The sequence below is a fragment of the Leptolyngbya sp. AS-A5 genome, from assembly GCF_039962495.1.
In the GTDB taxonomy this organism is placed as follows: domain Bacteria; phylum Cyanobacteriota; class Cyanobacteriia; order Leptolyngbyales; family Leptolyngbyaceae; genus Leptolyngbya.
Window position 1 is genome coordinate 13,995 of record NZ_JAMPLL010000002.1, and the last position, 25,341, is coordinate 39,335.

Sequence of the window (25,341 nt, forward strand, 5' to 3'; positions counted from 1 at the left end):
GCAAGCTAAGTGGCGAACACTTTGACTTAGATCAAGAAATCAAGCTAAAGCTTGCTGCCTTAGCTTCTCTTCCACTTTCTCGACAAAAAGAACCATCAGTTAGACTCAAGAGAAAAGCTCAATTTCATGAACTCTTCCTTACTTGAATTCCTGAGTCAAACGATGATTTTTCAGGGATTATCAGCAGAGCAATTAGCTGAACTTGCAGGTTGCTCGATCGCGCAATCCTATAAAAAAGGTGAAATTCTGTTTCATCAAGGAGACGAAGGAAGCGGATTTTTTATTGTGCGATCGGGTCGTGTCAAAGTGTTTAAGCTATCTGCCGAGGGCAAAGAACAAATCCTGCATATCTTCGGTGAGGGGGATCATTTTGCTGAAGTTCCAGCATTAGATGGGGAATGTTTTCCTGCCTCAGCCGCAACCCTTGAAAAGACAGATGTTTTATTCTTTCCACGTCAGGCTTTTCTGCAATTACTAGAACAGCGCCCGACGCTGGCGATCAATCTATTGAAAAGTTTTGCGCGTCATCTGCGGATGTTTTCGCATCTTGTCGATAATTTGGCATTGCGAGAAGTTCCAGCACAACTTGCCAGTTATTTGCTTGATTTGAGTGAGCAAGCGAACAAGGCTGAGCTTGTAGATCTTGATCTCCCCAAAGGACAATTGGCGGCAAGACTCGGCACCATTCCCGAAACGCTTTCCCGAATGTTTGCCAAACTCGGTCGAGAAGGCTTGATCGAAATTGAGGGCAGCAAGGTTAAACTGCTCGATCGTGTCCGATTGAATCAACTCGCGGGTCGGTAAATATGTAAGAAGGTGGAAGCCATTCAACTTCCACCTTTTTCGATTCAATTGAGGAACACTCTAAGCTTCTTCAGAGTCTAATTGAGCAAACACAATTGCGCAGCCAACGAACGCCATCACTAAAGGCATCGGAGAGGCGATCACAAATCCCAAGGCCGCGGCAATTCCTGTTCCCGCGATCGCGCCTAAGCTCCAAACGCGCTCAGCATCGCTCAACCCTTTTTCAGCTTTGATTGAGTGCAGAACAGGAGCCGGGATCGGCACAGGCATCACTGAATTCGGGGGAAATGCCCAGTAACTCGATCTCTCTTTAAACCAATCTGTCCAACCGTTGGTCTGACACCAATCCGCAATCCATTGTTCGCAATAGTGATTCATAAGTGAGGCAAAAAATCAAGTGGGTTCAAAAGAAGTCAAAAAATGAGTTGTTGATTCTGAGCACCAACAACCTTGGCTTAGTAGGCGTTTCTAAAATCAGTGAGGGAGACGCAATTCGCTCAACAGCGCTCACGATCGCACAACAGACTTTTTGTTGTAAAAGGGTCAGAAAACTTCGATTGCTGCACGGGTTGACAGTTCATCCATGCCTCTATCGTGAGAATAGCAAAGTCTCTTTTGTCTTTCTAGTCTAAGAAATCAAAGTTTACTTTGACATTGGGTGATTACGATCTGTAATAATTGCGACAAAAATTATCTTGTTTTGAGTTTAGTGAGTCAGGCACTGACGACGTTTCGCCCAAAGGTGTGAATTCTAAACAATAGCGATATAAGGCAACAGGCGTATTTCCTGCTTTAAAGTAGTCAGGGTCTTGTGGTGAAAGATAGATTGCGGTGATTTGATCGGCGACGATTACAGTATCGCGAGCAGCTAAGTATCTATACGCGGTGGTTGTCTCAACCCGATTAAGATAAGGTTGCGCCGCTCCTCGAAACACTTGCTGGAAGATTTCGCTGGTAATGAATTGATCGGGTGCAGGGGTTTCGATCGCTCTGCCTGTAATGGTGGAAGTCAAAATGCGGTCGTCTCTCAGAATTGTAATTTGTTTGTTGGGAGAATCAGGATCGACTTTGACCGAGAGAACCGCGTGATCGCCCAAATAGGCTTTTGCAATATTCAACCCGTTGAAAGCGCGATCGGCAATGACTCCTTTTTGTTTTGTAAATCGGACATCGAACTCGATCGGCTGATTCATATAAGTTCGATTACTCTCAAACCCAGGCGTGACAATTTCGGGAGCGAGTGGCGCAACGAGATCGATTAGTGTATTTTTAACGTGCCAAGTTCCAGCAATCCAGCTGGGATAGATTAGATCTCCGGTAGCACGATCAACGGGCGGTTTATTGTGCCAATCGGGAAATGCGGAAACGCGATCGGACAAGGCACCCGCCCAGACCGGACTCGCCCACCAGAAGCTTAAAAGCCAAATCAAGACCCAGATCAAGCGCTTCATGCAGGCACAGCCGCTTTGAGTTCAAAGATTCGCTCGATAATGTCTGCGACCACTTTATCGGGGGTTGAGGCTCCAGAGGTAATGCCGACGACAATCTCGCCACTGGGGAGCCAATTTTCCGCGATCGTCAAATCCTGATGCAATGGCTTGTGTTCGATTGCTGTTCGAGATTTAATTCGCTCGACACTATCAATGTGATACGAGGGAATCTTGTAATCGATCGCAATTTCTTGCAGATGCGTTGTATTCGAGGAGTTATACCCGCCAATCACAATCATGAGGTCGATCTTCTCTTTCACTAGATCGAACATTGCATCTTGGCGCTCTTGGGTTGCATCGCAAATGGTGTTGAAGCTGAGAAAATGCTCGTTCAATTCATTCGGCGGATATTTCTTCAGCATCGTATGTTCAAACAATTTACCAATTTGCTCAGTTTCGCCTTTGAGCATCGTGGTTTGGTTGGCAATGCCAATTTGAACTAAATCCTGATCGGGGTCAAATCCAGCCGAACAAGCTTTGCTGAATTTTGCTAGGAATGCGTCACGATCGCCGCCGTTCAGAATATAGTCCGCAACATATTGGGCTTCAGCCAGATTCAGCACAATCAGATACTTACCTGCAAACGAACTCGTTGCTAGAGTTTCTTCGTGATTGTATTTGCCGTGAATAATTGAGGTGTAAGCCCGCTTTTTGTGCTTCTCAACGGTGTTCCAGACTTTTGAAACCCAAGGGCAAGTCGTATCAACGATCGTACAGCCGCGATCGTTAAGAAGCTGCATTTCTTGAACACTCGCACCAAACGCAGGCAAAATTACCACATCGCCTTTTGCGATTTCGGAAAAATCCTTCTGCCCGTTAATGACCGGGATAAACAGGACATTCATCTCGCGCAAGCGCTGATTGACCGAGGGATTGTGAATGATCTCGTTAGTGATCCAAATTCGCTCAGTTGGAAAATGCTGACGGGTTTCGTAAGCCATCGCGACTGCCCGTTCAACGCCCCAACAAAAGCCGAATGCTTGCGCTAATCGAATCGTGACATCGCCCCGTTTCAGCGTATAAGCCCGATCGCGAATTTCCTGAATCAAATCGCTTTGATATTCAGACTGCATCGCGGTTGCGACTTCCGCACCATGTCCGAATCCTTTGCGGTGATAGTTCTCAGAATGATTGAGCGATAGCTTAAACGCCTTGGTATCCATGTCCGCCTTCCGATACGCCTACGTTTTTGATCATAAACTGCTTAGCGACTTTAAAAGAAGGTGAGAACGCGTTAACGGTATGCAAATTGATTAAAGGTCTGAATTGCTGATCGCCACACCAAATAGCCCTGCGTACTTAGGTGCAGTCCATCGGTTGTTAGCTCTGAGCGTAAGAATCCTTCATTGTCAGAGAAAAGCGGTTGTAGATTGAGAAATTCCACGCGAGTTTGCTTCGCTAACTGAGCAAGGCGACGATTAAATTGATAAATGCGATCGTTCGAGAGCGCTTCTACTTGGGTTGCGTTGGCTGCGGTGATCGAATCTTTGGCGCGAGGAAGGAGCGACTGCATGACGATCGTCGATTTCGAGTGCGATTTCTTTAACTGTTTAATAATGTCTTCCTGAGCTTCTAAAACCTCTTCCTCCGATCGACCTCTGAGCAGATCATTGACACCGACCATGACAAAGATAGTTTTGGGTTTCGCTTGAGCAAATAGATCTAATCGCTTCGCCAATCCGGTTGAAGTCTCACCAGAAATTCCTTGATTTAGCCAAGTGTAATCGGTCGGAAGCAGCTCTTGAGGAAACCAAAGTGTAAGTGAATCGCCTGCCAGCACGATTAAGCGATCGGGCTTTCTTTTAATCGTCGCTTTGGCTTCTTTCTCCAGTAAATCGACCCAATCTTGATAAGTCAGAGATCGACCCGATGACATAGAGGCAGCTTGCGCGACGATTTCGGGTTTTTCCACGGCTTTGGCAGCCATTGAAGTGCGTGAAGACGGAGGATTCAGCAGCGTTTCGGTGAAATAGCGATCGCCCAGAAACCACAATCCTAACGTTGTACCCAAAACAATATTCGTGACGACGGAGAGATAAACCCAGCCCGGAACTGACTTAGACATTGCCTGCGACGATTTGCGTAAACACTGTGGGATCTTATACTCCAGAATCAGCCACACAATGCAAAATTTCTTCGGGCAGATGTGTGATCGAGATGAGCTGAATTAATCTCTAGAATTGAAATAGCAAGAATCTCTTAAGATTCAACTCTTCATTCTTCGTCCCTCATGTCTACCATTACCGTCGATCGCCTCACTAAAATTTATCCTGTCGCTATCAAAGAAGCAGGGTTCAAGGGAACAGTAACGCATTTTTTCAAGCGCACCTATCGCCAAGTCAAGGCGGTACAAGATGTTTCATTCCAAATCGAACCCGGTGAAGTGGTGGGATTTCTCGGTGCGAATGGAGCCGGGAAGACGACAACGCTAAAAATGCTAACCGGATTGATTCATCCATCTTCAGGAAAAGTTACCGTTGCGGGACACGTTCCGTTTGAGCGACGATCGGCTTTCTTGAAAAAAATTACGCTAGTGATGGGACAAAAGCAGCAGTTGATTTGGGATCTGCCTGCGGCTGACTCGCTCAAAATTAATGCAGCCGTTTATGGAATTAGCGATCGCACCTTGCAAACCCGAATCGGTGAATTGTCAGAAATGCTCTCGCTGCATGGCAAATTAAATCAACCTGTTCGTAAACTCTCGCTGGGTGAACGAATGAAAGCAGAATTACTCGCCGCACTATTGCATCAGCCACAAGTTTTGTTTCTCGATGAGCCGACTTTAGGGCTAGATGTGAATGCCCAAGTTGCGGTGCGTGAATTTTTGAAGGAATATAACGATCGCTATCGTGCCACTGTCTTACTTACGAGTCATTACATGGCAGACATTACCGCTTTGTGTGAACGAGTTTTGATGATCCACCATGGGCAACTTATTTATGATGGCAGTCTTGCTGGACTGGTGGATCGGTTCTCTCCCTGCCGTGAAGTCAAAGTCGAATTCAATCACACCTACACTGAGGCTGAACTCTCGGCATACGGGTATGTTCGGGAAGTCGAGAAGCAATCGGTTCGATTTTTGGTGCAGCAGGAAGATTTGACGCAGACGATCGCGAAAATTCTCGCAGAGCTGCAAGTCGCGGATTTAACCGTGACTGATCCGCCGATCGAAGAAGTGATCGGGCGCGTTTTCCAAGCTGGATCGGTTGCTACTTAAGTAAACCGAACTTTTCCGCATCTTCCAAAGAAATATCTGGAAGATAACACAGCATTTCGTCCCAAGTGCTTTGAGATTGCAGAGCGTCTACAACAACTTGCAACGGTTCTGGAAGTATTGCTTGAAAGTCTACTTCCTCATCAAGCTGAGTTTTGAACGCTAATTTTTCTTGAGGGGGTGTGAACTGGGCATTCACGCCTTCTCGATTTCCCCTAGCATCCACACGATACCAGCCAACTCCTGACAGATAAACTGCATTGAATCCATGCAAGCAGTAAGGCGCACCTTTGTCATCGATGCTCAATCGCTGATAGCAGAATCCGGCTGGAATGCCATGCGATCGTAGCAATGCTGCTAAAAGATGGCTTTTGGCGTAGCAATATCCGGTTTTGTGCAACAGGACATCAGAAGCTCGACAGGTGACAGGATTCATCCGATAGTCGTAGCTGTGCCGAATCTGATCTCGAACCCACTCAAAGCCAGCTTTTGCAACGGCTCTGGGAGTTTGATGCTGTGCTGCGATCGTCTTGCTCAGCCTCAGGATTTCTGGATGTTGCCAGTCAATAATCTCGGTAGATGCGAGGTATTCTTCCATATCGATCGCTAATTTCGCTGATTGTCCATCACGAAACCGGGTTCAGCGCTTCCCGGAACGCGCCAATCTTCGTTCTCCCCGCCGATGATTAGGGAATCGATCGTCACAAAATCCTTGCTCAACTGTCGCAGTGAATTGACCAGAATGTCGATCGCGATCGCATCACTGGTTCCCAAATCAAACCAGCAGCGTCCCCAGTTGCTTTCATACTCGAAGTCGCTCATATTATGCATCACTGCCATCATGCTGTCGCCTGCAATGCTTTCGTCATACTCCATATGGCTAATCTCTAGCCCCATGTCTTGCACTTGCAGATTTTCCGCATTAAAGCCGCCTAGCTTACCGAGGAAAAACCAGGAGCTAAACACTTCTTCGACATACTGTTTCTCCATTTCAGAAGGCACAGTATTAAACTCAACCCAAAACCAAACGTTAAACGGATCAAACTCTCGAAACTCAATACGCATAAAATAAAGTCAGGCAGATGGTAAAAGTTGCCTGACTTCTATTTTATCGTCCGCTTGTGCGCTGTTGCGCGCCGCGCAATTCTCTTTGAATCTGTTGAACGGTTGCGACTGGGAGTTGATCTTTCTTGCTCAGCGCTTTCTGAAACAGAGGAATGCTGTCGCTATGTCGCTGACTCCGCACCAAAATTTGCGCCTTCAGGTAGCTCAACTCAGGGTTATCCGGCGCTTTGCTCAATGCTCGATCGACGGCTTGCAGGGCACGATCGAACTGTTTTAAATCTCGATATCCAAGGGCTAACCCACGATCGGCAACATAGCGCGGCTGGGCGTTCTGTTCGAGCCGCGCGATCGCCTCGGTCGGACTCGATAACGGTAAATTTAGGTTGGTTGAAAGCGTTAGATCAATCAAGCCTTTAATTAAATTGACTTCGGGATCTTTGGGGTCAATGCGTTCTGCGGCATCGAGATAGCGAAACGCTTGCTGAAGATTGCCCAAAATCTGAGGAATGCCGCGAACGGTTCCTTGTGTCGCGGCGATGTATCCGCCTTCTAAAATTGTGCCTGCGGCTTGATAGAGATTACCCCGTAGCGGATCAGTTTTAGATAATCGCTCTGCAACGGTACGAGTTTGAGTCGCGTAGGTTTTGAAATCGTTGAGCAAGGCTTGTTTACGCTGTGGGTCAGCTTCACCTTGAAAATTGATGTAGGTGATGAAACCCTTGAGCGCAAAAGAGAGCGGCTCATTTTGATCCGACTGATTCAGTAATTTCTGCGCTTCTGTGTAATTGCCTTTCTCGAAGATGGCGCGAAACGCGGCTTCGGTACGATCACTAATCGGACGCGGATTGCTTGTTCTAAACGGATCTTTCGCTAGCGACGGACTCGCGAGCATTCCAATCATCAGCGCGACGGTACTCGCTTGCTGAGCCAGCCGACCAGACAGCCACTTCACCATAACTTTGATTTGTTTTGACGCATCAGATTCGAGAGACGATTTTACGCGATCGCAAGTTCCGCGCTCATCTTTCTACGTGGGCAACCTGACCGAATGAACACAGGTTAAACTGAGGATTGCCCTAACGGTTTGACTTCATGCTGTATTTGCGCGATTTGTCCTATCATCCGACTGCGACTCCGGAGCCGATTCTAAAATCAGTCAATCTAGAGGTTGCGCCTCAGCAGTTGAGTTTAATCGTAGGCCCGAGCGGTTCTGGAAAAAGTACGCTGCTGGAGATTTTGGCAGGACTCGCAGAACATACAAGCGGAGAAATCTTCTGGCGCGAGCAAGAATTAAACTTTCTGAATATGCAGCAGTTGTGCGGATTGGTGTTTCAGTTTCCAGAGCGGCATTTCTGCGGCGGCACGATTTTGGAGGAGTTGCGGTTGGGGCACCCGGAGTTAAGTTCCGATCGCATTCACGAAGCCTTACGCGAAGTCAGTTTAGATCATCTGCCGCTTTCGATGGCTCCTCATGCGCTCAGTGGTGGGCAGCAGCGACGATTGGCATTAGCCGTTCAGTTGATTCGGCAACCCAGCATTCTTTTACTCGATGAACCGACCGCAGGGCTAGATTGGTCGATTCGGCGGCAGCTTGTGAAACTGCTGGCAAAACTGAAAACACACTGGAGTTTGCTGGTTGTGTCGCATGATGCGGGCGATATGCTGGAGATCGCCGATCGTTGCTGGTCGCTGCGCCACGGTGAACTCAAAGAAGTCAAACCCGAAGAGCTTAGAAGATTGGAGCGGGTTGGATGTTAATAGCGTTACCAGAGATGACGGATTTATGGCGATCGACCACCCAATGGAGTCCGAGCGAATTCCAGCGATCGCAGTTTCAGCAGTTTTATGAGCTAGTGATCAAAGGCAATCAGCAGCAGAATTTAACCCGCATTACCGAGCCGGAGGATTTTTGGGAGAAGCATTTGTGGGATTCGCTGCGGGGCGTATTTCCGAAAGCTACAGGGGCAAATCTAAGCGCGATCGATATTGGCACCGGGGCTGGCTTTCCGGGCATTCCAATGGCGATCGCTCGTCCCGACTGGCAAATCACGCTGCTCGATTCGACGCGCAAAAAAGTGACCTTTCTGCAAGACAGTACGAAAGCCCTGCAACTCAGCAATGTGAGATCGATCGTCGATCGCGTTGAGCAAATTGGGCAATCTTCTGGACATCGAGAGAAGTACGATGTGGCAACCATTCGCGCTGTAGCTGCCGCTTCGGTCTGCGCGGAATATGCTTTACCCTTGCTAAAAGTGGGTGGATTAGCGGTGCTATATCGGGGGCAATGGACAGAAGAGGAAGCGATCGCCCTCGATCAAGCGGCAAAAAAATTAGGCGGAGTGGTGGAAGAATGCGATCGCTTTGAAACTCCGTTAACGCATGGGGTTCGACACTGCTTGTATCTGCGTAAAACGTCCCCTACGCTGTCCGAATTTCCAAGAGCGATCGGCATTCCGGCTCAAGATCCGCTCTAAGACTCGGTTTCAGCTTCAGACGGCTCTGCATCGGCTGGAATCTCAGGCTCAGGTTGTGCCGCAGAGGGCTTTGGCGGTCTTGGGCCTCGCATCAAGGCAGGATTGATCGGCGGTGCATCCTTCTTGTCGTCGGATTTCTTGCCGCGATCGTTGCGTTTGCCGCGCTTTTCTCTTTCGGCGGGTTTAGCATCATCTCTGGGGGCATCGCCTTTCTTCGCGGGACGGGGCGCGGACGAAGGCTTGAATCCGTCTGGAAGAGCGGCGGAACTCTCAGTTGGGGACTGATCGGGTGATGCTGAAGTTGCGTCTTCGGCGCTTTTTGCGAGGCGCTCAGACTTTTTAATGGGTCGCTCTACCACAGTGAATCCTTGTAAAGAACGTCCATATTTTAGCGTGCGAGTGAGCGCGTAAAGCTTTGATGTTCTGGCTTCAGTCACTTAGCCTAAAATTGTCCTCTTGCAATTCCAAGTCAGGCGATTCGATAGAATAAGAAACGGTTCGATCGGTTAGTTACCCCAACTAACCTCTACATTATTTTGATTAGGTGTCATGACTCAAACGGTTGAAGCCCTTTTTGAAGAGGGACTGGAGCGCTACAAAGCTGGAGAAGCCCCAGAAAATCTGATTCCAGTGTTTAAAGAAATCTGCGATCGTTCTCGCAAAACGGGTGCAGCTTGGACTTGTTTAGCGTGGCTCTATTTGCTGGCGGATAAGCCTGCGCTGGCATTTCCCGCCGCTCAAAAAGCGGTGAAACTGGTTCCTCAAGATGCGCAAGCTCGCATCAATCTGATTTTGGCAATGTTGGATCTGTCTAAGCCAGGAGTCAGACCCCACGTTGAAATGGCACAACAATTAACCTTTGCGGTTGAAGAATTGCGCGACGAAGTGCAGCAAAATATCGAAGATGGATTGGCAAGAAAACCTGACTGGAAGAGTTTGCAAAGAGTGAAAGCTTGGTTATTTGAATCCTAAGAATCCCTTCATTTTTGTTTACAATCTTCGAGAGTCAGAACGAAATTCTGGCTCTCGAAGATTGTGGAAAGCTGCTATGTGAATTTTGCGTTACGGGATCGACAATCTACGCTACAAAATTGTTGCATTTCGCTGTACAAAACAATCCAATTAATTTATATACTGCAACACAAAATCAAATAATTTAATCATCATCTTAGAAAGTCGATGATAGTATTTGAAAATCAGGATATATTCCTCATTTCTAACAGTCTTTTCGCCACTTTACAGAAGCAAAAAACGGCTTGCGTGAAATTTAATTGTTTACGCAATGGTGTGTTTATTGTCGTTTAACACGCCGTGCTAACACGGCTTATAGCGATTTGATTCTGATTTGCACAAGTGTCGATCGGGCGATTTCTTTGTAGCTTAAGGAGCAAATTATCATGTCTATTGATCGAGTTGGCGTTAAACCTGGTACACGGAATCATAGAGGCTATTTTGTGCAGCAGGCATCGGGCTATGAATTAGTTGAGATGCACCAATCGGGCTGGGCGGTAATTTGTTTGAATGATGCAGTCTGTCACTACGTTGATCCTGAAAATCTGCAATATTCACGCGACAAAGATTTCCCATCGGTTCACGATCTCTAATAACAGTTTATCCCTGGATCATTGGCGTTTGGGCTGCACTGAATTCAGTTGCAGCCCATTTTTTGCTAAGTTAATGAAGATAAATGGCTGAATTGAGTTTATGAAAGAAACGTTTTTTAAGTGGCTGAATACAGTGCTGATGTGGAACTTGTTTTTTGTGCTGCTGTGTTTTGGCTGGTTTGCGATCGCTCTAATCGGTCAGGCTGCAAAAGTGCCACTCGGATTAAACCTGTGGCTTTCACTTTGGACACCTGTGATGCAGCCTGCTTTGGGCATTTTGATGGCGGGTGCGCTCATTAGCGGGGCAAGCAGTTGGATCATCAAGCGCCTGAGTCCCACTGATTAGAGCTAAGATGCCGACTGTTTTGAGGATTAACGCTTACCGCTTCTACTTCTACAGTCACGAACCCAATGAACCTGCTCATATTCATATTGATCGAGATGAGTTGTCCGCCAAATTTTGGTTAGATCCTGTGGGTTTGGCAAAGAATATTGGCTTTAGCGCAAAAGAATTGCGAAGGTTGCAATTTCTAGTTGAACAACATCAAGTAACACTGTTGGAGGCTTGGAATGACTATTTCGAGGATTCAGACAGATGAGCGAGTTAAAGATGTGCATCTCACAGGAGACACGATCGCAGTTGATTTAATGGATGGACGAACAATCACAGTTCCTTTGGTGTGGTATCCGAGGTTATTGAATGCAACTCCTGAGCAAAGAGCAAACTGGCGCGTCTCTGGTGGTGGGTACGGTATTCACTGGGAAGAGATTGATGAAGATCTCAGTACAGAAGGAATGTTGCGGGGTGCGCCTGCTCCACGATCGATCTGAGGATTGCTAAATGCCGGATTCTTCACAAACGATTCATCGGTGAGACTGCGAAGAAAAGCGAGAAGATCCTGCTTTTCACGATCGCTTAACTTAAACCCTTTCACAAATGAACTCTTAAGTGGATTCTCGCTACCCACTCCCGCAAACTGACCTGCGTGAATTGTTCGACCCCCCGCCGCATAATGCTCGATCACTTGCTCTAGTGTGCCAATACTGCCATCGTGCATATAGGGTGCAGTTAAGGCAATATTTCGCAAGGTGGGTGCTTTGAAACGCCCCATATCAGACGGCTTGAGAGTAATTTCGTGAATACCCGTGTTATTAGCGGGATAAGCACCTTTGTTATCGAGATTGTATAGACCAGTGTTGTGAAATGCAATTTCCTTGAAACCAGAACGGGAATGAACGGTGGAATCAGAAAAGTTAATCCCTCCGTGACAATGAAAGCATTCAAGTTTCTCACTTTCAAACAAGGCTTCACCCCGTTTTGCAGCCTCGGAAATTGCCTGATCGTTCCCTCCATAGCGGTATTGATCGTAGGGCGAATTAAACGAAATCAGCGATCGTTCAAATGCTGCGATCGCTTTTACCATTGAATTGATATTAATTTCTTCATTTGCTGCAGCGAACAATTGACGGTACTGCGGATCGTCGCGCAACATCGCAAGAATTTCTGTTTCTTTACCTGCCATGCCCATCTCGATCGGATGTTCCCCAAATAGCGGCACAAGAAGCTGAGTCTCTAGATCAGTCATTAGCGGATTTGCCCAGGTGAGTACCGAATTGTAGGCAACATTCGCTAAGCTCATTGCGTTTCGGGGGTGAGCCTCTCCGGTGGCACCGATCGACACCGATTTTTTCTCAGTAAAGGCGCGGGATTGGTCGTGACAGGTGGCGCAAGAAAATTCACCCGTGACCGAAAGACGCTTTTCATAAAAGAGATGCCGTCCGAGTTCGACTTTTGCAGCACTCATCGGATTGTTGGCAGCCACGATCGGCGGTGGTGTCCATGCGGGGAGTTGCCAATCGTAGCTAGAGGCTGCATCACTTCTAGAAAATGCAGCACTCAAGCCGATCGACAAGCAGAAGGCGAGAAGGGTAAGAATCGCAAGGTTAAACCAGTCCTTCATGGTCGCGGGGCAACTCGAAAGAATATTTGACGGGCAGATTTTCCAGTTTGAGGCAATCCGAAATTCGTGAGAATTGCAGTACAATCGCCGTCTTTAGGATCAGACATACAGCCAAGTCCAGTGTCAGGCTGGTTCTTCGTCAAATTTGAGTCTTCCACTAGAGATTTAAGATCGGCAACAATAACGCTGTTTTCGGGATTAAAGTTTTCAAATGTAATCGTTGCAATATTCGGATTTGAACAACTTTCTGGTTTTTGGCGATTATTCGTAGCATTGCATCCGGTACTACCCAGGTGAATATTAAATCCCTGCTGTTTATTGGATGAGTGAGGTTGATCGTGCTTCATGCCTGACATCGGTAGCGCAAAATCAATTCGAGCAAACTTATAGCCGCCTCTCCAATTCCACCAGAGTGATGTGAGGTTTAAAGGTGAAGGCGCGATCGTTGCATCTTCGTGATTGAGCTTAAACGAAACGCCCAACGCGAAGCGAATTCCCTTGTAATTGCCTTTTGGAATCGTTCCAACAATACGATCGTTTGTCTCAGTTGTACCGTTTGAACACATTCCGGTTTTATTTTCAAAATCAATCAGTGCAACATTCTGATATTGCCAGCGATTATCTTGCGTTAATGTTACGGGAACGGCTTTTCCTTGAGCATCGATCAACGCTACATCTGAGACATAGAAGCGAAAATCAGCAGGAGCAACAGAGGTTGAAGGTGTACCGAGTAAGTAAGTTGAATTACACTGAAACGATTGATCGCCAACCAATCCGCGAAATTGGATCGAAACAGGTTGAGACGATTGAGCGGTCGCACTTGGAATAGAAACCAGTGACGCGATCGCACCAAAAAATAAAGAGAGCCGTAATCTCATAACACAGCAATTAGGACAAACTTCTCAACTCTAGGACAAGCACCACTCGGATTCAAACGACGCGCTGTAAAACTTAGCTTATAACGATTGTTCTGAGCGCTGACCAACGCTGCCGCAGTACCGCAGACAACGTCCTTAATCCCCACTGTTCACAGCGTCGATGCCCCACTTCAATCACACCCATTCCCGTATCTAACACGGCTTGTTTAGCGGAAACACGAAACTGTCCAGTAATGTAAACGGTTGCACCTTGCTCTGCTGCCGATCGAATCAAACCATCATTCATTGATCCCACGATCGCCACTTTCCCCGTCGTATCCGCCTGTCCGTTAGCTTCGCTACACGAGTACGTGTTCGCAGACTCATAACCCCCAAAAATCTCTCGCACCTGAAAACAGTAGCGATCAAAACTTTGAGATGGAACCTCTCCAATCATACCGATCGCTCGGTCTGCTTTGTATCCGAACGGCTGCACGTTCACAAGCGATAATACATCTGCCAATTGCAAGTTAAATCCTAACGTCAACCGCTCATCGAACGCTAAATGATAAAAAACGATACCAATATCAAGATCAGAATTAAACTGCCAAGGACGATGTAAGAAGAGTGCATCAATTTGATTTTTTGTGACCCAGTAATCGATCTGCGGAATCGGTTCAAGCGCCAGTCCTAAGCGGCGAATCGGACGATCGCTGAGTTGATAAATTCCGCCTCGCTCCTCTTCAGGATACCGATCCACATTGAAGAAGCGATCGAGAAATTCAACCAGTAACTGCTGAGTAATCATGTCAGCACAATCGGATCAAGGGCGCGATCGTGCCACTGTCGCCTTGACCACTCGGAAACATAAGGACGCAGAATAAACTTCACCGGATCATCTGCGGTCACATCAATCCTCACAAATGAGTAAGGGCGCTGTTTGTAAGCTCCTTGTCCAGTTCGTCCCACAAACAGTTGAGATTTCGCGACAATTCGCTCCTCTGACTCGATCCGCTCTGTAATCTCAGCTCCCTCTTCTCGCTGTCGCCGCAAACTATAGCCGCTTCCCCCACAGACTACCCAATTCATATTTGAGTCTGCGTGTCCGGTATCTCCAGTCCGCAAATACTCAAAACAATGAGCATGACCATTCAGAACTAGATCCACGATCGGGCGACCTTTCAGATCAATCTCTCTTGCCACATCATCGAACACCTGCCGCAATCGATAGCGCACTGCTAAAGTTTGCGCCTGATACCATTTCGTTGCCTCCGTTACATAAGGCGGATGATGAAAATAAACGACGCGCCCTCGCACCTCTGGAGATCGCCAAGACTGAACCAAGCGATCGCGCAACCAATCCAACTGCTCATAATCGCTCTCAACGCTCGTTTCCGCATTCAATTGTTTCTCAATATCAATCTGGATCTCCTCAAGCTGCTGCAATTTGACCCGGATATCATCCGCTTGATCCGATTGTTCAGGTTCGTTAATATCAAGCCGAGAAATATCGACCATCAACTGCTGCATCTCTTGTTCGATCGCCGCACGTTGTTCGGTTAACCGTCGTCGATCGGCTCGTCCTGCTTGACCTGCCGAAAGCGGGGTCGGCTCATTAATCGTATTAGAATCGAGCGCAAAGAAATCAATCCCACCATAGCGAAAAGTGTAGTAACGATTCGGCAATCGCGTAAATGATCCCGGTTGATATCGCAAGCATCGTCCGGTCGAGGTTTCAGCTGTGTAGTGTTGATCGAGATGCGTCGCTAATTTCCCATGCTGTTCTGCAACCGACAGCAAATCCATGAACGCCTGCGCGAACGCTTTTCCCTGATAAGACCCATGAAATCGAATATCAAAATCAATCCGCGATCGTAATAGTTTTCTAATCGGATAAGAGACCTGTGAAAGAATTCCATAAACCAAAGGAAGATCATAATAATCATGATTTCCAAGTACAGGTAAAAACGGCAGATTAAACACCATTTGATCAAATGCAATCTGGCTCGGTGTTTCTCCTCCAACCAAAAACTCTCGGTACGGCTCAATAAAATTATGTGGATAAAACTCGCTAGAGCCAACCAGATAAATCACATCTCCGGTGTGCAGAATAAAGCGAGATTCATCACGGTGCGGCAGCATTTGTTCTGCGATTCTCCGCTGAGGAAAATGTCCCGGATGCCGCCCAGATCCGCTATCCCCAATCACTAAGAACGAGAAAGCATCTTGCTCTCGATCGTCCTCAATCACTAATCGAGTTTGATCAATCCCGCGATCGATCAAACTGGGTGTACGCCATTTCACGCGCTCCTGCATCTTTTGAATCTTGAGCGAGGTTGCCGGATCGGAAACGAATCTCATCATGAATGACTAATCTGTGCGACACCAAAACTTATCCTAACGAGCAAACTTGCTCACGCCATCTTCTTCAGAAAGATTTCATTCAAGATGATTGAGTTAAGTCTATGAAGATTCTGCAAAAATTTCTATGTATACCGGATCACCCTAAATCCCGTAACGCAATCAAATCGATAAACCTTCTATGATCCCCATGCTGAATCCATTAAGAATCAAGATTGTACTAGGGTATACTGTTGTAAACATTGCGTTCTGCTTTTAATTCAGAATCCCAATGTGTTTTGTTCGATGGTGTGAATACGGAAGTGATCATGTCTAATAACTTGTGGAAATCGCTGCTGGTTAATCCAGTGCTGCTTGGTGCTACGCTGACTGTCTCCGCTGCTCTTGGTGCAACTGGCGTTGCTGCGAACGAAGTCAAAGCTGATGCAACGACTCAAACTGTTTCCTCACTCGATCAATTAAGTGCCTATAGCAATGAGGGTGTTGTTTCAGCAAATCAAGCTGGACAAGTCACCTCGGTTTCTCAGCTCTCGGATGTGCGCCCCACCGACTGGGCATTCCAAGCCCTGCAATCCCTCGTTGAACGCTACGGCTGTATCGCGGGTTATCCCGATCGTACCTTCCGTGGCAACCGCGCCACCACTCGGTTTGAATTCGCTGCCGGCCTGAACGCCTGCCTCAACCGCATCAACGAACTAATTGCAGCATCGACCGCAGACTTGGTGAAGAAAGAAGACTTGGCAACGCTGCAAAAGCTGCAAGAGCAGTTTGCGGCAGAATTAGCCACACTGCGAGGACGAGTGGATGCGCTCGAAGCACGTACCACGACCTTAGAGAAGCAGCAGTTCTCAACCACGACGAAACTGCAAGGGGAAGCAATCTTCTCGATCTCAGGTGCTCAGGGCGATCAAGTCGCTGTTTCTAGCTTTACAGGCACTGGCGCTCCCACAGCGACAACGCCCGAAGTTGCTGACAATACCACCTTCAGCAATCGGGTTCGTCTGAGCCTGTTGACCAGCTTTACCGGAAAAGACACCTTATTAACTCGTTTGCAAGGTCGCAACATTCCGAACTTTGGGGGCGCAACCGTAACCGGCACGAACATGGCACGTCTGTCTTATGAAGGCGGCGGCCCTTCCGGCAACCAGGTTGGAATCGATAAATTGTTCTACCGCTTCCCGATCGGCAATGGTGGACAAATCACGCTCGACGCATTCGGCGGTGAATTCTACAACAACATGCCGAACTTCAACCCCTTGTTGGCAAGCGACGGACAAGGATCGATCTCCCGCTTTGGTCGATTCAACCCGGTCTACCGTGCTGCTGCTGGCGGTACAGGGATAACGCTCAACTACCCGTTGGGCAACGCGCTCACCGTCTCTCTCGGCTACCTGGCTAGCAACGCCAACAACCCAGGCGATCGATTTGGCTTGTTCAATGGCTCAAATGCTGCGATCGCTCAGTTAGGCTTCAAACCTGCTAGCAATATCGACCTAGGCTTAACCTATGTCCGCTCCTACACCAACTTTGCGGCTGGAGATGCTGGTTCGATTAACGTCTCTCAGGGTGTAGTGGGTGCAACCGGAAGCGCCTTGGCAAATGCTCCGTTTGGCGCGGTGGCAACTAGCGCGAATAACTTCGGCATTCAAGGTGCATTCCGCATCACGCCAAACTTCACGCTGGCGGCTTGGGGTGGATACACTCAAGCTTTCAGAGAAAGCCCACTTCCCTCGGCTACCGGTCGTCGTGCTGAGGCTTGGAACTGGGCAGTCTCTCTGGCATTCCCAGACTTGGGCGGTAAAGGCAACCTCGCAGGTGTCATCTTTGGCGTTCCGCCGAGAGCTTCATCGCTGAACGTTGCTGGTCGCAACGACCGCGATGTATCCTACCACCTGGAAGGATTGTATCGCCTCCGCCTCAATCAGAATCTCTCAATTACACCGGGCATCATCGTGATTCTCAATCCCGAACATAATGACGCGAACCGCGCTGTTTATGTCGGTACGATTCGGACGACCTTCACGTTCTAATCGGATTCCAGCTTGAGTGATCACGCGGCGTATTATCGTCCGCAAAGCCCCGCAACTTGCGGGGCTTTTTTATTACATTTAGAAAACCTGCAAAACCCTAGTGTTAAACCGGAGTATACTAGAAAGAGCCTGTTAACCTGATCCCAGAGTGTACCCGTGGAGATTTCCTGTAAGAGTGAGTATGCGCTACTTGCACTGATTGAGCTATCTGTCGCTTATGACAGCGGCGAACCTCTGCAAATTCGACAGATTTCCGCCCAGCAAAATATTCCCGATCGCTATCTCGAACAACTGCTGGCAACCCTGCGACGCGGTGGAATTGTGCGATCGCAGCGGGGCGCAAAAGGCGGATACCTACTCGCGCGGGAACCGTGGAAAATTACGCTCTTTGAAGTGTTAGCTTGTCTTGAAGGCTTTGATAGCCAACCGATCGACCAGGAAACCGCACTCAAATCCGGCAAAACGCTAGAAGGATCGATCGTGTGCGAGATCTGGCAAGAGGCGAACGATGCGGCAAACGCAGTGTTTCAGAAATACACGCTGAAGGATTTGCGTGAGCGCCGGGATTCTCGTCGCCAGCTCGATTTCATGTATTACATTTGATCTGCTGTTGTCGATCGGATGATTGGATTGTCCCGCTCCTGCTCTCTTCGTTTATTATCCGAACTTTTCACCCCCCTGTCTTACTTGTCTTATGCGTATTGCTCAGAATGTCACTGCTTTAATTGGACACACGCCCCTGGTTCAACTCAATCGCATTCCTCAAGCCGAAGGATGCGTCGCTCGAATTGTGGTAAAACTCGAAGGCATGAACCCCTCTGCCTCGGTCAAGGATCGAATTGGCATCAGCATGATTCAAGCGGCTGAGCGTGAGGGCTTGATCTCACCTGGAAAAACGGTTTTAGTTGAGCCAACCTCTGGAAACACTGGAATTGCTCTAGCGATGGCAGCAGCGGCGAAGGGATATCGGTTAATCCTAACCATGCCAGAAACCATGAGTTCAGAACGTCGATCGATGCTGAGAGCTTACGGAGCCGAATTAGAACTGACTCCGGGAATTGAAGGAATGGCAGGCTGTATTCAGCGAGCGCAGCATATTGTGGATACGACTCCTCATGCGTATATGCTGCAACAGTTTCGCAATCCCGCCAATCCCCAAGTTCACCGAGAAACGACGGCTGCGGAAATTTGGGAAGATACCGAAGGCGAGGTCGATTTCATCGTGGCGGGAATCGGTACGGGCGGAACGATTACGGGCGTTGCAGAAGTGATTAAACAGCGCAAACCGAGCTTCAGGGCGATCGCGGTTGAACCCGCAAACAGTCCGGTTTTATCGGGTGGACGACCGGGGCCGCACAAAATTCAGGGAATTGGAGCCGGATTCGTGCCGCCTGTGTTAAATGTCGAGCTGATCGACGAAGTGATCTCAGTGTCGGATGATGATGCGATCGCCTATAGCCGACGGATGGCGCGGGAAGAAGGCTTGCTGTCTGGGATTTCCAGCGGTGCGGCACTAAAGGCAGCGATCGAGATTGGCAAACGTCCTGAAAATGCAGGCAAGCTGATCGTGATGATTCAACCGAGCTTTGGTGAGCGATATCTCAGTACGGCACTGTTTCAAGATCCAGAGTTAACGATGCCTGCGATGCTAAATGGCTAAAGTTTGGGGACTAGAGAAACTGTATAAAGATAGAAATTGATTGACAAAAAAGCGTTTCTCTAGTCCCTAGTCCCTCACCCCATACGCCTTTTAGAATGAGCGTATGGCAACTCACACCCTCACCCACTACCAAATTCTCGACCTTGATCCGACGGCGACCCAAACCGAGATCAAGCAAGCCTATCGACGGTTGGCGAAAGAGTTTCACCCCGATAGCAATCGTGCTACCTCAAGTCACGAGAAGATTTCTCGAATCAACGCAGCTTACGAGGTGCTGGGCGATCCGCAGAGGCGGCGATCGTATGATCAGCAGCTTCGCTATCTAGAGGCGGGATTGTCTGAAGCAGAGCTACGATCGCGCCGCCAACGCACGGAAGAGGCACAAGCCCAGTACCGTAAGCAGCGAGAAGCGGAACAACATGCAGATCAGCAGCTAAAACTCTGGCTAAAACTCCATACGTCTGTCAATCGTCTCTTGAATCAAATCATTCGTCCACTGAAATCGCAGATCAACGAACTCGCTGCTGATCCGTTTGATGATGAATTGATGAAAAATTTTCAGACGTATTTAGAAGAGTGTCAAGAGTTGTTAGCAAAGGCGCAACAAACCTTTCGATCGCTCCCTAACCCTCCCAGCGCCGCAAATGCAGCCGCAAATCTCTATTACTGCCTGAATCAACTAAGCGATGGCATCGACGAACTAAGTTACTTCACCTATAACTACGATGACCATCATCTTCGCAATGGTCGGGAACTGTTTCGGATTGCAGAAGGACTGCGCCGAGAAGCTCAAGCTGCGGTTCGAGAGATTCCGCGTTAGTCAACTGGAAAGCTGTAAATTTATAAAAAACGCTAAGAAGAAATTTAGCTAGGGCAATCTCCTACAGCCTTGAATTGACATCGCTAAATCTTGTTTAGAAATAAGACTGTAGCGTCCCTCGTCGCCGCACATCTAAAGTCGCACAGTGGAACGAACCACCGAAGGCTGGATACTCATGAAATGGACAGGGAATTGGCTCAAATCCGTATTCTTTCAGCGTCTTCATCATTGAGGTTTGATTCTTTTCGACAATGACTCGTTTCTCATCCAACATCAGCATGTTTAAGCTGATCCAATTACTGGTCAGGGAGACATAACTTGATAGCTGTCCCGGATTTGGTTCAGGTGGGGGTGCAATGATAATGTCCCACGACTTAAACATGGATGGCAGAGTTTCAGGATCAATATAGTTAGGATTGATCAGTAGCTTACCCGGAGCCAGAGGCATAAAGGTACTATCAATGTGCATCGGTGTCCGACACTTAGTTTGAATGATGTGAATGCGGTACTGATCGCCTAGGTGTCGCTGCATCCAGGTAATGCCTGCAAGGTTTGTCACATTGCTTTGCTGCACAAAGATATCTCTACCACAGCGAATAAAATCGGCAGCATCAAAGACGGGTTCAGATTCGTTGATCACATACCGCATTGGTTCACCCGATTCGGGAACTGTGTAGGTGTAATCGTAGAGATCATCGAGCAACATCGGCTTAGGCGCAGCAGTCCAGCGTGCTCCCTTTGCAAAGTATTCCTGGAACAACGATCGATACGCATAGCCTTCAAGGAAGCGCGATCGCCATGCCATTGGCGTTTCGATAATTTCGTTGCCGATGACGATAAAGCCGTCTCTAGGGCAGGCAACACAGTGACCCCGTGAAGACCAATAGGGCGTTTTGTAGGTCGCAGAAAAATTGAGAACGTCAGGGCGACGGACGGTAACGCCTTCTGCTTGCAGAATGTGAATGAATTCATCGAGCTGCTTTTGTGCCCGTTTAATCAAAAACCTTGGATAAGGCATCCCGCCAAAAATTTTGAGCAATCTAGCGGATTTTTTTGGAATATTAAAGGTAACAGCGGGATGACTAGGGGGAATCGTTGCACCTTCTAATCGTCCCACAATGACTTCTTCTAGTGGATCCCAGGAATTGTAGGAATTAACGGGACAAGTCGATGGTTGTTGGTGTGAATTGTTCTTGATGCTTTGCGAGGAAGTGATTTCGGTCATGCTTTTTTCGTTAAGGATTTAGGAACGCACAGTTCTTTCTACTTTCAGAAACTTACCTAAAAAAAACTTACCTAAAAAACAAGAATTTTTCTACTTGCAGGACAGTATGTATATCTGTCGGTATGTCTGTCGCTAATACCCAACTCCGCTAACGATTCAATCGAGTCGCTTCTCTGTTTTCTCTGTCATTTCATCCACTGTTGAACCCAACTTTTTGTATCAGTTCTGTTTACTGTATCAGGTCGAATCTCTAGATAACGAGCGATCGCTTGATTGTTTTTGCCCGCATTCTTAGGGCATTAATTCATACAACGCCCCGGCATACTTAACGCTTTGTGAAAATCAGTAGCGCTAAGAGACAGTTGCGATGAAAAATAGATTTCATTGGCTTGTCAGGGGGTTGAAGCATTTTTATCTGAAACTGGAGAAAGATAATGAGGAAATCACATAAACTTGGGATTTTTATCTCTGGGCTGTTGATGTTACTCGTCGTGAGCATCAATGCCGTTCACGCAAACACCATAGTGCAAGGGACTCCTCAGTCGATCGGGCAGGGAACTGCTCGTTCCTATGTTGCATTAGACAATCGGAGGCGCGTTTCCGAATTAGGTGTAATTCTCTCAGAATCCGCACTGTCTGACTTGCCCACAACCATGACTGAGATTGAATTAGCCCTGCCACGTCAAGCAAGCCGCACGACTCCATTCACTCACATCGGGCTGAACTGGAATCCCCAGGGACATCCGCCAGCACCCATCTATGGCACTCCCCACTTTGATGTGCATTTCTATACCATTTCACAAGCTGCACGTCGGCGCATTACTGCAATCGGGAAGGATGCGGAACGGGCTTACATCAAGCCAGATGCTCGGTTCATTCCAGCGGGCTATGTGATGGCTCCCGACAGTGCTGAACCGGGACAGGGATCGCACTGGATTGATCCTAAATCGGATGAATTTCAGGGTGCGCCGCACGGGTTTAACCACACGTTCATCTATGGCTTCTACAACGGAAAAATGAATTTCTTAGAGCCAATGATTAGCAAAGCGGCATTTGACCAACGTCAATCCTTCCAGAAGACGATCGCTCGTCCTGTTCGCTACTCTACACCTGGAAGATATCCTCGCCAATATAGTATGAGCTACGACTCTCAGGCTCATCAGTTCCGCATTTCGCTTAGTAAGTTCGTTCAGTAAGAAATGATGCAGGGTAATCTACTTGGTTGTGGCACTTTGTTGTTGCACAGCTTGGCTGTAGTGCTGTGCAACAACAGCCAGTTTTTACTCGTCGCGCCCATGCACTTGAGCAGGCGGACTGGTTGCCTCGATCGCGGTAAACGATTCCAAAATTTTGTAGCTATGGCTTGCACCTTTAGGCACGACCCAAGAATTTCCTGGCTCTAGAAGCACCATTTGTCCCTCAAGATGCAACTCGGCTTTACCCTGAATCACATATCCAACCGTTTCATACTCCCGTTGAGTCGCAGGCTTGGCTTCCGCAGGTGGCTCGTTCTCCCACAAGCGCATTGAAAGGCTTTTACCAGAGGCGAGGTACTTCTGCCCCATTTCGCCTGTTGGTGAGAACTGAGCATCGACTTTTTTAACGCTAGTGTCTGTCATAAGGATTCCTCAATGATGCGATCAGCCTAAAATGCATCAGGAAGACATACCTCTTGCTTTGGGTCGATCGTTTCTACAAGGACAGCTTCTGCAGCAGTTCCGGTAAACGTGCCCTCTCTTGCAAAGATTAGACCTCCTTGTCTTGCAATGTGCCAGTGACTTCCGAACCTGTTTCTGCGATTCCAGGCAAGGCGAAAAAACTTACCTGATCAGCATGGATTAGTGTACGGACAGCCATTGATACAAGTAGTGCAGCAATAATTAAGCGAGTTTTTCAGGGTTGCATGACTGTGCTGTCGATCGCAGAATGCCAAACTAGATTGGGTGTGATACTCTAGAGGGCAAAATTGCGAAAAAAGTAGAAGCTTGAATCGACGTGAGATCAGCAGCATTAGTAAATTTTGTAATGCTGTGTGGCTGGGTTTTCTATCTTTTGCTTAACGCTAAAGCTCTACTTAACCCATCTATCTATTTATGATGAATAGGAGTTTTGATGCTTCAAAAACTGCTTTCCAAGCCTAATAGTTCTTATCCGCTCATAACTATTCTATTTACTGCTGCTGCCATTCGTCTTTATCGCATTGATTTACCTTTTATCAGCCCTGCTAGTTGGCGAGAGACTGATACTGCAACGATAGCTGATAACTTTTATCGGTGGAACTGGAACATTTTCTATCCCGCTATCAGCTGGAATGGTTCTGAACCCAGCTTTGTTGGATATGAATTTCAGACCGTTACTTACATTTCAGCTCAGTTATACCGCATCTTTGGACAGCATGACTGGGTTGCGCGTGTAGTAGCAATCTCATTCGGACTATTGAGCATCTTTGCGCTTTATCAGTTAGTTTATCGAGCCTGGGATCAAAAACACGCCATTATTAGTGCGACTATTTTGGCGATTTTTCCGGGAAGTATCTATGTGGATCGCGCTTTCTTGCCTGATCCGGTGATGGTTTCATTGATGGTCACAAGCTTTTGGCTTTTGGTGGCATTTTTGCAAACTGAACGCATCCGCTACTTGATCATCACTAGCCTTGTTGCAATGCTTGGTATTCTAACCAAAATAACAGGGATTTTTCTTGGAATTCCAATACTTTATGCAGTAATAACAATCTTACGCCGTAAGCGCCCTTTTCCGATTAAACAAGCTTCTTATATTGGGATTGCTGCTGTAATAGCACTCATTCCTGTCGTTGCTTACTATCTGTGGGCAGGTTATGTTTCTCGAACCTATCCTCCCTATCATATTGCGGCGGCTGGTAACTTTGTTTGGAATGACGGGTTAAATCAATGGCTAGAGAAGGGTTATTACATTCGCCGACTTTATGGCAGCCTAAAAGAATTCTGGACCTATCCTTTGATGGCTCTTGTTGCAGTTGGGGTATTTCTTCGTCCTCCTGGAAGCTCCGAAGCCTCCAACAGCAATAAATTGCCCTGGGTTTTCCACTGGTGGATTTTTGCGATCGCCCTCTATTACTTAATTGGTGCTAAACAGTTAATTGATAATCCCCACAATCTCAATATTCTTCATCCAGCCGCCGCAGCCTTGGTCGCCCGTGCTTTGGTCGTGACAACTGCTGCGATTCATCGAGCTGTCGGAATCAAGGGGTCGATCGCATTCCTACTCATTACATTTCTCATTGTTGCTGGAAATTCCTACTACAGCCTAAAGTATTGGACAGGAAGCAACTCTTCAAACTATCTAAGAGAGGGATATGAGTTGGGATTAGCACTTCGCAAGGTAACGCAGCCAAACGATCTGGTTGTGACTGTAGGACCTCAAATTGGTAATCCAATCGCTATTTACTACAGTCAACGAAAAGGATGGACATTTCCGCCTGCGTGGAAAGGGGTGGTGTGGTGGGCAGAAGACGACCTCAATGATGGCAGAAAGTCAGTTTCACTGCTGAAGGAGCTTGAAAGCAAAGGCGCTAAATATTTGGGAGTCGTTCATTTTCAAAAAGAAAAGATTTGGAAAAACAATCCAGAACTGGCTGGATATATCGATCGCACCTTTCCACAGGTTCAGACAAGTGAGAGCTATGCTATCTATCGTATTGCTTCAGACAAGTAATATATCCTCATACCATGACCGATTAGTGTGCTTGGTAACTGTTTTGATACCGTGACTGTACGATCGTTAAGTCGTCATGCCAC

The 25,341-nt window shown here is 47.5% G+C and carries 29 protein-coding genes; 15 read left to right on the plus strand and 14 right to left on the minus strand.

Annotation, left to right across the window (positions count from 1 at the left end):
- Positions 1 to 126 precede the first annotated feature (126 nt).
- Positions 127 to 804: a Crp/Fnr family transcriptional regulator gene (locus NC980_RS02535; protein WP_190379565.1), complete on the plus strand. Its 678-nt coding sequence runs from the start codon at positions 127 to 129 to the stop codon at positions 802 to 804.
- 60 nt (positions 805 to 864) lie between these two features.
- Here the strand turns inward: NC980_RS02535 and NC980_RS02540 are convergent, their stop codons facing one another.
- The 4 genes from NC980_RS02540 to NC980_RS02555 all read right to left on the minus strand — a co-directional run bounded on the left by NC980_RS02540 (position 865) and on the right by NC980_RS02555 (position 4,359).
- On the minus strand, positions 865 to 1,182 hold the full coding sequence (locus tag NC980_RS02540) for a hypothetical protein (RefSeq protein WP_190379566.1): 318 nt from the start codon (positions 1,180 to 1,182) through the stop codon (positions 865 to 867).
- Positions 1,183 to 1,466: 284 nt separating this feature from the next.
- Complete coding sequence (locus NC980_RS02545) at positions 1,467 to 2,255, minus strand: DUF6816 family protein (RefSeq protein ID WP_199298781.1); 789 nt, start codon at positions 2,253 to 2,255, stop codon at positions 1,467 to 1,469.
- Positions 2,252 to 3,457: a 4-hydroxy-3-methylbut-2-enyl diphosphate reductase gene (locus tag NC980_RS02550; protein ID WP_190379567.1), complete on the minus strand. Its 1,206-nt coding sequence runs from the start codon at positions 3,455 to 3,457 to the stop codon at positions 2,252 to 2,254. Before NC980_RS02550 ends, NC980_RS02545 begins: the two co-directional genes overlap by 4 nt.
- Positions 3,458 to 3,528: 71 nt before the next feature.
- Complete coding sequence (locus NC980_RS02555) at positions 3,529 to 4,359, minus strand: GDSL-type esterase/lipase family protein (RefSeq protein WP_190379568.1); 831 nt, start codon at positions 4,357 to 4,359, stop codon at positions 3,529 to 3,531.
- A 165-nt stretch (positions 4,360 to 4,524) separates the two neighbouring features.
- On the opposite strand from NC980_RS02555, the gene NC980_RS02560 reads away from it, so the two are divergent.
- Positions 4,525 to 5,511 carry an ATP-binding cassette domain-containing protein gene (locus NC980_RS02560; protein ID WP_190379569.1) on the plus strand — a complete coding sequence of 329 codons (987 nt, stop codon included), beginning with the start codon at positions 4,525 to 4,527 and terminating at the stop codon, positions 5,509 to 5,511.
- Here the strand turns inward: NC980_RS02560 and NC980_RS02565 are convergent.
- From NC980_RS02565 to NC980_RS02575, 3 genes are read right to left on the minus strand one after another with little or no spacing between them, the layout of a single operon-like run.
- The gene (locus NC980_RS02565; RefSeq protein WP_190379570.1) at positions 5,504 to 6,106 is read right to left on the minus strand and encodes a transglutaminase family protein; all 603 of its coding nucleotides are present in this window, start codon (positions 6,104 to 6,106) and stop codon (positions 5,504 to 5,506) included. The two genes, NC980_RS02560 and NC980_RS02565, sit on opposite strands and share 8 nt — an antisense overlap.
- An 8-nt stretch (positions 6,107 to 6,114) precedes the next feature.
- Positions 6,115 to 6,573: a DUF3531 family protein gene (locus NC980_RS02570; protein WP_190379571.1), complete on the minus strand. Its 459-nt coding sequence runs from the start codon at positions 6,571 to 6,573 to the stop codon at positions 6,115 to 6,117.
- 43 nt (positions 6,574 to 6,616) lie between these two features.
- The gene (locus NC980_RS02575; RefSeq protein ID WP_190379572.1) at positions 6,617 to 7,528 is read right to left on the minus strand and encodes a Sll0314/Alr1548 family TPR repeat-containing protein; all 912 of its coding nucleotides are present in this window, start codon (positions 7,526 to 7,528) and stop codon (positions 6,617 to 6,619) included.
- Between the two features lie 137 nt (positions 7,529 to 7,665).
- Here NC980_RS02575 and NC980_RS02580 point away from each other — a divergent pair, with 137 nt between their 5' ends.
- On the plus strand, positions 7,666 to 8,331 hold the full coding sequence (locus NC980_RS02580; protein WP_190379573.1) for an energy-coupling factor ABC transporter ATP-binding protein: 666 nt from the start codon (positions 7,666 to 7,668) through the stop codon (positions 8,329 to 8,331).
- Positions 8,325 to 9,047 (plus strand): 16S rRNA (guanine(527)-N(7))-methyltransferase RsmG, encoded by a 723-nt coding sequence (gene rsmG / locus NC980_RS02585; RefSeq protein WP_190379574.1) that lies wholly within the window; start codon positions 8,325 to 8,327, stop codon positions 9,045 to 9,047. Before NC980_RS02580 ends, rsmG begins: the two co-directional genes overlap by 7 nt.
- Here the strand turns inward: rsmG and NC980_RS02590 are convergent.
- On the minus strand, positions 9,044 to 9,484 hold the full coding sequence (locus NC980_RS02590) for a hypothetical protein (RefSeq protein WP_348253901.1): 441 nt from the start codon (positions 9,482 to 9,484) through the stop codon (positions 9,044 to 9,046). The two genes, rsmG and NC980_RS02590, sit on opposite strands and share 4 nt — an antisense overlap.
- 112 nt (positions 9,485 to 9,596) lie before the next feature.
- On the opposite strand from NC980_RS02590, the gene NC980_RS02595 reads away from it, so the two are divergent.
- The 5 genes from NC980_RS02595 (at position 9,597) to NC980_RS02615 (ending at position 11,482) form a co-directional block, all read left to right on the plus strand.
- Positions 9,597 to 10,019 (plus strand): hypothetical protein, encoded by a 423-nt coding sequence (locus NC980_RS02595; RefSeq protein WP_190379576.1) that lies wholly within the window; start codon positions 9,597 to 9,599, stop codon positions 10,017 to 10,019.
- Positions 10,020 to 10,444: 425 nt separating this feature from the next.
- Positions 10,445 to 10,651 carry a hypothetical protein gene (locus NC980_RS02600; RefSeq protein ID WP_190379577.1) on the plus strand — a complete coding sequence of 69 codons (207 nt, stop codon included), beginning with the start codon at positions 10,445 to 10,447 and terminating at the stop codon, positions 10,649 to 10,651.
- 100 nt (positions 10,652 to 10,751) lie between these two features.
- On the plus strand, positions 10,752 to 10,997 hold the full coding sequence (locus NC980_RS02605; protein WP_190379578.1) for a hypothetical protein: 246 nt from the start codon (positions 10,752 to 10,754) through the stop codon (positions 10,995 to 10,997).
- Positions 10,998 to 11,004: 7 nt separating this feature from the next.
- Positions 11,005 to 11,250, plus strand: coding sequence for a DUF4160 domain-containing protein (locus NC980_RS02610; protein ID WP_190379579.1), 246 nt, complete (start codon positions 11,005 to 11,007; stop codon positions 11,248 to 11,250).
- Positions 11,222 to 11,482 (plus strand): DUF2442 domain-containing protein, encoded by a 261-nt coding sequence (locus NC980_RS02615; protein WP_190379580.1) that lies wholly within the window; start codon positions 11,222 to 11,224, stop codon positions 11,480 to 11,482. Before NC980_RS02610 ends, NC980_RS02615 begins: the two co-directional genes overlap by 29 nt.
- Here NC980_RS02615 and NC980_RS02620 read toward each other — a convergent pair.
- The 4 genes from NC980_RS02620 to NC980_RS02635 form a co-directional block, all read right to left on the minus strand.
- A complete protein-coding gene (locus NC980_RS02620; protein ID WP_190379581.1) occupies positions 11,407 to 12,612 on the minus strand; it encodes a methanobactin export MATE transporter MbnM in 1,206 nt (401 codons plus the stop codon). The two genes, NC980_RS02615 and NC980_RS02620, sit on opposite strands and share 76 nt — an antisense overlap.
- Positions 12,609 to 13,490: an MbnP family copper-binding protein gene (locus NC980_RS02625; protein ID WP_190379582.1), complete on the minus strand. Its 882-nt coding sequence runs from the start codon at positions 13,488 to 13,490 to the stop codon at positions 12,609 to 12,611. The genes NC980_RS02620 and NC980_RS02625 overlap by 4 nt, the downstream gene beginning before the upstream one ends.
- Positions 13,491 to 13,563: 73 nt before the next feature.
- Positions 13,564 to 14,277, minus strand: coding sequence for a Nif3-like dinuclear metal center hexameric protein (locus NC980_RS02630; protein WP_190379583.1), 714 nt, complete (start codon positions 14,275 to 14,277; stop codon positions 13,564 to 13,566).
- A complete protein-coding gene (locus NC980_RS02635; RefSeq protein ID WP_190379944.1) occupies positions 14,274 to 15,830 on the minus strand; it encodes a metallophosphoesterase in 1,557 nt (518 codons plus the stop codon). The genes NC980_RS02630 and NC980_RS02635 overlap by 4 nt, the downstream gene beginning before the upstream one ends.
- Before the next feature lie 308 nt (positions 15,831 to 16,138).
- Between NC980_RS02635 and NC980_RS02640 the strand changes: the two genes are divergently transcribed.
- The 4 genes from NC980_RS02640 (at position 16,139) to NC980_RS02655 (ending at position 20,340) form a co-directional block, all read left to right on the plus strand.
- Complete coding sequence (locus NC980_RS02640) at positions 16,139 to 17,860, plus strand: iron uptake porin (RefSeq protein WP_190379584.1); 1,722 nt, start codon at positions 16,139 to 16,141, stop codon at positions 17,858 to 17,860.
- Positions 17,861 to 18,016: 156 nt separating this feature from the next.
- Positions 18,017 to 18,463, plus strand: coding sequence for an Rrf2 family transcriptional regulator (locus tag NC980_RS02645; protein ID WP_190379585.1), 447 nt, complete (start codon positions 18,017 to 18,019; stop codon positions 18,461 to 18,463).
- A 91-nt stretch (positions 18,464 to 18,554) separates the two neighbouring features.
- Positions 18,555 to 19,520: a cysteine synthase A gene (gene cysK, locus NC980_RS02650; protein WP_190379586.1), complete on the plus strand. Its 966-nt coding sequence runs from the start codon at positions 18,555 to 18,557 to the stop codon at positions 19,518 to 19,520.
- Between the two features lie 103 nt (positions 19,521 to 19,623).
- Positions 19,624 to 20,340, plus strand: a complete 717-nt coding sequence (locus tag NC980_RS02655; protein WP_190379587.1) for a DnaJ domain-containing protein — start codon at positions 19,624 to 19,626, stop codon at positions 20,338 to 20,340.
- A gap of 94 nt (positions 20,341 to 20,434) precedes the next feature.
- On the opposite strand, the gene NC980_RS02660 is transcribed toward NC980_RS02655, so the two are convergent.
- Positions 20,435 to 21,565 carry an amidinotransferase gene (locus NC980_RS02660; protein WP_190379588.1) on the minus strand — a complete coding sequence of 377 codons (1,131 nt, stop codon included), beginning with the start codon at positions 21,563 to 21,565 and terminating at the stop codon, positions 20,435 to 20,437.
- A gap of 434 nt (positions 21,566 to 21,999) precedes the next feature.
- Here NC980_RS02660 and NC980_RS02665 point away from each other — a divergent pair, with 434 nt between their 5' ends.
- Complete coding sequence (locus NC980_RS02665) at positions 22,000 to 22,761, plus strand: DUF5602 domain-containing protein (protein ID WP_190379589.1); 762 nt, start codon at positions 22,000 to 22,002, stop codon at positions 22,759 to 22,761.
- An 84-nt stretch (positions 22,762 to 22,845) separates the two neighbouring features.
- Here NC980_RS02665 and NC980_RS02670 read toward each other — a convergent pair whose 3' ends face one another.
- Positions 22,846 to 23,184 (minus strand): cupin domain-containing protein, encoded by a 339-nt coding sequence (locus tag NC980_RS02670; RefSeq protein WP_190379590.1) that lies wholly within the window; start codon positions 23,182 to 23,184, stop codon positions 22,846 to 22,848.
- A gap of 493 nt (positions 23,185 to 23,677) precedes the next feature.
- Between NC980_RS02670 and NC980_RS02675 the strand changes: the two genes are divergently transcribed.
- Positions 23,678 to 25,258 carry a glycosyltransferase family 39 protein gene (locus tag NC980_RS02675; protein ID WP_190379591.1) on the plus strand — a complete coding sequence of 527 codons (1,581 nt, stop codon included), beginning with the start codon at positions 23,678 to 23,680 and terminating at the stop codon, positions 25,256 to 25,258.
- Positions 25,259 to 25,341: the final 83 nt, after the last annotated feature.